This is a genomic window from Burkholderia sp. Ac-20345 (assembly GCF_017104825.1).
Taxonomy (GTDB): Bacteria; Pseudomonadota; Gammaproteobacteria; order Burkholderiales; family Burkholderiaceae; genus Burkholderia; species Burkholderia lata_B.
Genome location: NZ_JAAGPO010000147.1, coordinates 20624 through 27445, shown reverse-complemented (window position 1 = coordinate 27445; position 6822 = coordinate 20624). Strand labels below are relative to the sequence as shown.

Below are 6822 nucleotides of genomic sequence, written 5' to 3'. Positions count from 1 at the left end.
CGATCTCGCGCACTGGCGGCATCTCGCCGAATTCGTGCTGCCGCAGGCGCTCGTCAATACGCTGATGCTGCTCGCGGGCGTCGGCGCGATCGTGTCGATCGTCGGCACCGGCTGCGCGTGGCTCGTGACCGCGTACGACTTTCCCGGCCGCCGGATCCTGACGTGGGCGCTGCTGCTGCCGCTCGCGGTGCCCACCTACATCGTCGCGTTCGCGTATCTCGACCTGCTGCACCCGATCGGCCCCGTACAGGGCGCGGTCCGCTGGCTGCTCGGTTTCGACAGCCCGCGCCAGTTCCGCCTGCCCGACCTGCGCTCGCTGCCCGGCGCGATCTTCGTGCTCGGCTTCGTGCTGTATCCGTATGTTTACCTGAGCACACGCGCGATGTTCGTCATGCAGTCCGCGAGCCTGCTCGAAGCCGCGCGCACGCTCGGCGCGGGACGCATCGCCACGTTCTGGCGCGTCGTCGTGCCGCTTGCGCGGCCCGCGATCGCGGTCGGCGTGAGCCTCGCGCTGCTCGAAACACTGAACGACATCGGCGCGTCGGAATTCCTCGGCGTGCAGACGCTGACCGTATCCGTCTACACGACATGGATCACACGCTCCGATCTCGCCGGCGCCGCGCAGATCGCGCTGGCAATGCTCGCGATCGTCGTCGGCATGATCGTGCTCGAACGCTACGGGCGCCGCCGCCAGCGCTACGCGCATGGCCGGCGCATGCGGCCGATCGCGCCGCGCCGCCTCACCGGCGTATCCGCGTTCGGCGCCGCCGTACTCTGCTGGCTGCCCGTGGTGCTCGGCTTCGGCGCGCCGGCCGCGTACCTCGCGGTCGAGACGGCCAAGCGGCTGCATCTGGTCGGCGGTGTATCCGAACAACTGATGACGGGGCTCGCGAACACGCTGACGATCGCCACCGCCGCCACCGTCGCGACACTCTTGTGCGGGCTCGTCGTCGCATGGGCCGCGCGCGCGCAACGCGACAGCGCCCGCGCGGGCCCCGCCCGCGTGTGCGCGAGAATCGCGAGCCTCGGCTATGCGGTGCCGGGCACCGTGCTCGCGATCGGCCTGCTGATCCCGTTCGCCGCGGCCGACCGGCTGTTCGGCGCGATGCTCGGCCGCGACGGGCTGCTGCTGATGGGCTCGGCAGCGGCGCTCGTGATCGCCTATACCGTGCGCTTTCTCGCGATCCCGGCCGGCAGCATCGAGGCCGGCCTCGCGCGCATTCCGCCGTCGCTGGAACAGGCCGCGCGCTCGCTCGGCGAGACGGCCGGCGGCACGCTGCGCCGCGTACACCTGCCGCTGCTGCGGCCCGCGCTCACGACGAGCGCACTGCTGGTGTTCGTCGACGCGATGAAGGAATTGCCGGCGACGCTGCTGCTGCGCCCGCTGAACTTCGACACGCTCGCGACCTGGCTGTATGCGGAAGCCGCGCGCGGCACCTACGAGGAAGGCGCGGTCGCCGCGCTCGCGATCGTGCTGGCCGGGCTCGTGCCCGTGATCCTGCTCGCCCGCACCCGCCACAAGATCGGAGCCTGACACCGTGAACCTGCTCGAACTCGATGACCTCTGCCTCGCCTACGACACGCCGCACGGTCGCCGCACCGTGGTCGACGGGCTGAGCCTCGCACTGCCGCGCGGCGAGATCGGCTGCCTGCTCGGCGCGTCGGGCTGCGGCAAGACCACCGTGCTGCGCGCGATCGCCGGCTTCGAACCGGTGCGCATGGGACGCATCGTGCTGGACGGCGCGCCCGTCGCGGCGCCGTCGCTCGATGTGCCGCCCGAGCGGCGCCGCATCGGCATGATGTTCCAGGATTACGCGCTGTTCCCGCACCTGAGCGCGGCGGACAACGTCGCGTTCGGCCTGCGGCGGATGCCGAAGGCCGAACGGCGCCTGCGCGTCGCGGAGATGCTCGAACTCGTCGGCCTCGCCGATTCCGGCGGCGCGTATCCGCACGAACTGTCGGGCGGCCAGCAGCAGCGCGTCGCACTCGCGCGTGCGCTCGCGCCATCGCCGGAACTGCTGCTGCTCGACGAGCCGTTCTCGAATCTCGACGTCGATACACGCGAGCGGCTCGCGTTCGAACTGCGCGACATCCTGAAACGCACGGGCCACACCGCGATCCTCGTCACGCACAACCAGGCCGAAGCGTTCGCGATCGCCGACCGGATCGGCGTGATGAAGGACGGCCAGCTCGCGCAATGGGATACGCCGTACGCACTGCATCACCATCCGGCCAGCCCGTTCGTCGCGGATTTCGTGCGCCGCGATGCGCTGGCCGACGAACGCGCGCGCGCACTGGCGCGCGGCCGCTGAACCCGCGGGCGCGATGCGCACCCGCGTCGTTGCATGGCCGCGTTACATTGCGTCGTTATGCCGGCTCGGCAAGATCGCGCACGGGCAGCGCGGTCGAATACTTGATCTGCTCCATCGCGAACGACGAACTGACGTCGAACAGCGGCACCGCGCGAATCAGCTGCTTGTAGACGCGGTCGTAATCGTCGATGCCGGCCACCACGACGCGCAGCAGGTAATCGGTCTCGCCGCTCATCCGGTACACCTCGACCACTTCCGGCATGTCGCGCACGGCCTGCGTGAAACGCTGCGCCCATTCCTCGGTGTGCTGGTTCGTGCGGATCGCGACGAACACGGTCGTACCGACCCCGAGCTTGCGCGGATCGCACAGCGCAACCTGTGCGCGAATCGCGCCGGTTTCCTTGAGCCGCTGCACGCGCTTCCAGCACGGCGTCTGCGACAGGTTCACGCGCTGTGCCAGTTCGGCGATCGGCAGCGTGGCATCCGCCTGCAACAGCTCCAGCAGCTTGCGATCGATGGCGTCCATTTCTCCAGTCCCTCGTAGATAGAAATTTATTCTATTCATCCTGCACAACGGGGAACAATATGAAAACGGCTACGCTGCGTCGACCGGTATAAATACCGATCCCGGTACGCGCACGGAACGCGCGATTCCGCCAGCACGCGCCAAATGAAACAGGCGATCCCGCCCGTCAGGGTGGAATCGCCTGAATTCCTGCACGTTGCGGCCGGCCCGGCGCCTGCGCGCCACCGGCCGGCGCACCGCTCAATACGCGACCGTCGCAATCTCGTGCACGAAGCTGCCTTGCTCGAGCGCGTCGACGAACGCGATCGCGTAGTCTTCCGCCGAGATCTTGCTGTTGCCCTGCGCGTCCGCGATCAGCTTGCCGACGCCCGTGCGGAACGTCCCCGTCCGCTCGCCCGGCGCGATCAGCGCGGCCGGCGCGAAGAACGTCCAGTCGAGATCGCCGACCGTCTTCAGGTAGTCGAGCGCGTCGCGGTGCGCGAGTGCGACCGCCTTGTACGCTTCCGGGAAACCTTCGCTGTCGACCAGTTGCTTGCCGGGCGCGACTTCGAGCGAACCGGCGCCGCCCACCACCACGAGCCGCTTCAGCCCTGCCTGGCGCGTGCCGGCGACCAGCGCCTTCGCAGCCGCGACGACCTTCGCCGCATCGTCCTGCTTCGGACCGTACGCGCTTGCGACGACGTCATGGCCCGGCAGCGCTGCCGCGATGCTGGCCGCGTCGAACAGGTCGGCCGCCTTCGCGGTGATGCCGTCGCCGGCCGCCCCCGGATTGCGCGACAGCGCGGTCACGCGATGGCCGCGTCGTGCGGCTTCCGCGGCGATACGCGAGCCGATCGTGCCGGTGGCGCCGAACAGCGCGATATTCAAAGTACGTTGCGTCATATCGATTCTCCAGTAAGAAAAATATGTAACACAGTTAATTACATATAAGACCGAAAAAAACGGGGCAAAGCCCCCGTTGTGCCGGTCGCCGCGTCTGTCGCGCCGTCCGGCTTCCTGCCCTGCCGCCGGTCACCCGCCGGCGCGCGCCGCCTGTTGCGTGCGCTGCTCCAGACCCAGCATGTCGGCCGTGACGTCTGCCAGCGTGCGCGTGGCAAGCGATGCTTCCATCGCACGCTGCGCGTCGCCGATGTATTCGATCAGCGCACCCTGGATGTGCCGCCCGACGAGACACGCGGGATTCGGCGCCTCGCGATGCAGCGCGAACAGTTGCGCATCGTCGACCGCGCGATACACGTCGAGCAGCGTGATCGCGCCCGGCTCGCGCGCCAGCAGCGCACCACCGCCCGCGCCCAGTTGCGACGTGGTGAGCCCTGCGGCCGCCAGCATCGACAGTAACCGGCGGATCAGCGCCGGATTCGTGTTCACGCTGCCCGCGATGATGTCGGACGACAACGGCACGCCCTCCTGCATCGACAGCAAGGCAAGCACGTGGACGGCAAACGCGAACCGGCTGCTGGTATTCATTCCTGACTCACTTGACGACGCCGGCCCATCCCGCGGCCGGCGACATGTGTAACTATCATAATTACATTTAGCGGATCATGCAAGCCCGCGTCACTCTCCGCTCGCGGGCTTGGCGCCCGACGCGTTCTGCTGGCTCCACTGCTGGAGCTTCTTGCCGGCTTCCGCGATCTTCGCGCCGGCTTCGGAAGCCGCATGCGCGACGACCGCGGACGCAGCAGCGTCGATCTGCGCCTGCGCGGCGGATGCGAGGCCGCTCGCGGACAGCGGCGGCACGGCCGACGCCGCGGACGCGATGCCGGCCTTCGCGGCATTGATCTGCTGATTGACGGTGCTCGCCACCTGGTCGAGCGCCTTGGCCGCATTGTTCGCGGCATCGGCGGCCGCGCTCGCGGCCGTATCGGGTTGCGTGACCGGCGCGCCGGACTTCTCGCAGCCCGCGAGCAACAGCAGCGCACCGGCGGCCACGGCCGCCAGTACGGACCCGGGCACGCGACGCGCCCGCGATGTCTTCATGTTCATCAGCAATCTCCGGCCGCGCGTCGCACGGCCTCGTGGTTGGACCGACGTCGATGATACCGCCTGTGGAACTGGGCCAATCACGCTCGGTCATTAAAAATGGCTTTCAATTTCGGACTCGTCTGATTCAATCGCACACGCGAGAACACTAAAGTGGACACGCTTCAATCCGCTTCGGAAGTGCCCCCTTTTTCTCATGAATTTCCTCGTCGACTGGCTCATCGCCCTGGCCGCAGTGCTCGCCGCCACCCTGTTCCTGTGCCTGCGCCCGCCGTCGGCGCGCCGCCTGGCCGAATCCGGGCGCCCGCGTCGCGTCGCGTCCGCGCGCCTGCTCACGCAGGCCGTGATCGGCTTCTGGACGGCCGCGCTGATCGTCGCGGAAGGCATCCTCGGCCCCACCGCCGACGGCCAGTCGCTTGCGGGCTTCGCGGCGCTTGCGTTTGCCGCGCTCGGGCTGACGACCGTCGCCGCATACTGGTCGGCGTGCGCGCTGCGGCTGCGCCGGCCGTCCCTGCTGTTCCCGCGCGCCTGACGCGCCGCAACGGTGCGCAGCAACGCACCATCGCGCACCACGCCGCACCAATCGGCACGTCACACGCACCAGTTCCGCACGTGTCGCACCACACGCGTGCACCCGGCATCACACCTCGCTCGGGTCCGCCGCGCCCCCTTCCCGTGCACGGATTCACCGGAATGCCGCACCGCGCGGCGTTGGGGCACCAACTCCACGCAGCCGTTCACCAAGTTGGCTCGATACTTGCGTTCCTTGCCCGTTTTTTGCGCAAGGAAGCCACGGCATGGATGGTCTGAAATCCGGCGTCGATACACTGTTCCTGTTGATCGGCGCCGTCATGGTGCTCGCGATGCACGCGGGCTTTGCATTTCTCGAACTCGGCACGGTCCGCAAGAAGAACCAGGTCAACGCGCTCGTGAAGATCCTGGTCGACTTCTCGGTGTCGACGCTCGCGTATTTCTTCATCGGCTACACGATCGCGTACGGCGTCGAGTTCTTCGACGACATCGGCACGCTGTCGCAGCACAACGGCTACGCGCTCGTGCGCTTCTTCTTCCTGCTGACCTTCGCGGCGGCGATCCCCGCGATCGTGTCCGGCGGCATCGCCGAGCGCGCGAAGTTCAATCCGCAGCTCGTCGCGACGCTGATCATCGTCGGCTTCATCTATCCGTTCTTCGAAGGGATCGCATGGAACGAACGCTTCGGCGTGCAGGCCTGGCTCACGCACGCGTTCGGTGCGCCGTTCCATGACTTCGCGGGCTCCGTCGTCGTGCATGCGTTCGGCGGCTGGGTCGCGCTGCCGGCCGTGCTGCTGCTCGGCGCGCGCCACGGCCGCTATGCGAAGGACGGCCGGATCGCCGCGCACCCGCCGTCGAACATCCCGTTCCTCGCGCTCGGCGCGTGGGTGCTCGCGGTCGGCTGGTTCGGCTTCAACGTGATGAGCGCGCAGACGCTCGACAAGATCAGCGGCCTCGTCGCCGTGAACTCGCTGATGGCGATGGTCGGCGGCACGCTCGCTGCATGGATGGCCGGCCGCAACGACCCGGGCTTCACGTACAACGGGCCGCTCGCGGGCCTCGTCGCGGTGTGCGCGGGCTCCGACGTGATGCACCCGATCGGCGCACTCGTCACGGGCGCCGCGGCCGGTGCGCTGTTCGTCGCGATGTTCACCTGCGTGCAGAACAAGTGGCGCATCGACGACGTGCTCGGCGTGTGGCCGCTGCACGGCATGTGCGGCGCGCTCGGCGGCCTCGCGGCCGGCGTGTTCGGCCTGCCCGCGCTCGGCGGTCTCGGCGGCGTGTCGTTCATGTCGCAGCTCGTCGGCACGCTCGGCGGCATCGCGATCGCGACCGCGGGCGGCACGCTCGTCTACGGCGCGCTGAAAGCGACCGTCGGGCTGCGCCTCGACCGCGAAGCCGAGTTCGACGGCGCGGACCTGTCGATCCACCGCATCTCGGCGACGCCCGAGCGCGATTGAGCGCCTGACG

General features: G+C 68.7%; 8 protein-coding genes. 4 read left to right on the top strand and 4 right to left on the bottom strand.

From position 1 onward, the window contains the following. Nucleotides 1-1534: iron ABC transporter permease (locus G3O06_RS34300; RefSeq protein ID WP_205818857.1), on the top strand; the 1534-nt coding region annotated here is incomplete at its 5' end. Nucleotides 1535-1538: 4 nt separating this feature from the next. Continuing rightward, nucleotides 1539-2312, top strand: a complete 774-nt coding sequence (locus G3O06_RS34295; RefSeq protein WP_174915179.1) for an ABC transporter ATP-binding protein — start codon at nucleotides 1539-1541, stop codon at nucleotides 2310-2312. Between the two features lie 55 nt (nucleotides 2313-2367). Here the strand turns inward: G3O06_RS34295 and G3O06_RS34290 are convergent, their stop codons facing one another. The 4 genes from G3O06_RS34290 to G3O06_RS34275 all read right to left on the bottom strand — a co-directional run bounded on the left by G3O06_RS34290 (nucleotide 2368) and on the right by G3O06_RS34275 (nucleotide 4824). Further along, nucleotides 2368-2838, bottom strand: a complete 471-nt coding sequence (locus G3O06_RS34290; RefSeq protein WP_011351482.1) for an Lrp/AsnC family transcriptional regulator — start codon at nucleotides 2836-2838, stop codon at nucleotides 2368-2370. Between the two features lie 240 nt (nucleotides 2839-3078). Further along, nucleotides 3079-3720 (bottom strand): NAD(P)H-binding protein, encoded by a 642-nt coding sequence (locus G3O06_RS34285; RefSeq protein WP_085040422.1) that lies wholly within the window; start codon nucleotides 3718-3720, stop codon nucleotides 3079-3081. A gap of 129 nt (nucleotides 3721-3849) precedes the next feature. Continuing rightward, complete coding sequence (locus tag G3O06_RS34280) at nucleotides 3850-4305, bottom strand: Rrf2 family transcriptional regulator (protein WP_174973208.1); 456 nt, start codon at nucleotides 4303-4305, stop codon at nucleotides 3850-3852. 90 nt (nucleotides 4306-4395) lie between these two features. Continuing rightward, nucleotides 4396-4824, bottom strand: a complete 429-nt coding sequence (locus G3O06_RS34275; protein ID WP_174915176.1) for a hypothetical protein — start codon at nucleotides 4822-4824, stop codon at nucleotides 4396-4398. 193 nt (nucleotides 4825-5017) lie between these two features. On the opposite strand from G3O06_RS34275, the gene G3O06_RS34270 reads away from it, so the two are divergent. Both G3O06_RS34270 and G3O06_RS34265 read left to right on the top strand, forming a co-directional pair. Beyond that, nucleotides 5018-5353, top strand: coding sequence for a hypothetical protein (locus tag G3O06_RS34270; RefSeq protein WP_174915175.1), 336 nt, complete (start codon nucleotides 5018-5020; stop codon nucleotides 5351-5353). A 265-nt stretch (nucleotides 5354-5618) separates the two neighbouring features. Then, the gene (locus G3O06_RS34265) at nucleotides 5619-6812 is read left to right on the top strand and encodes an ammonium transporter (protein WP_174915174.1); all 1194 of its coding nucleotides are present in this window, start codon (nucleotides 5619-5621) and stop codon (nucleotides 6810-6812) included. Nucleotides 6813-6822: the final 10 nt, after the last annotated feature.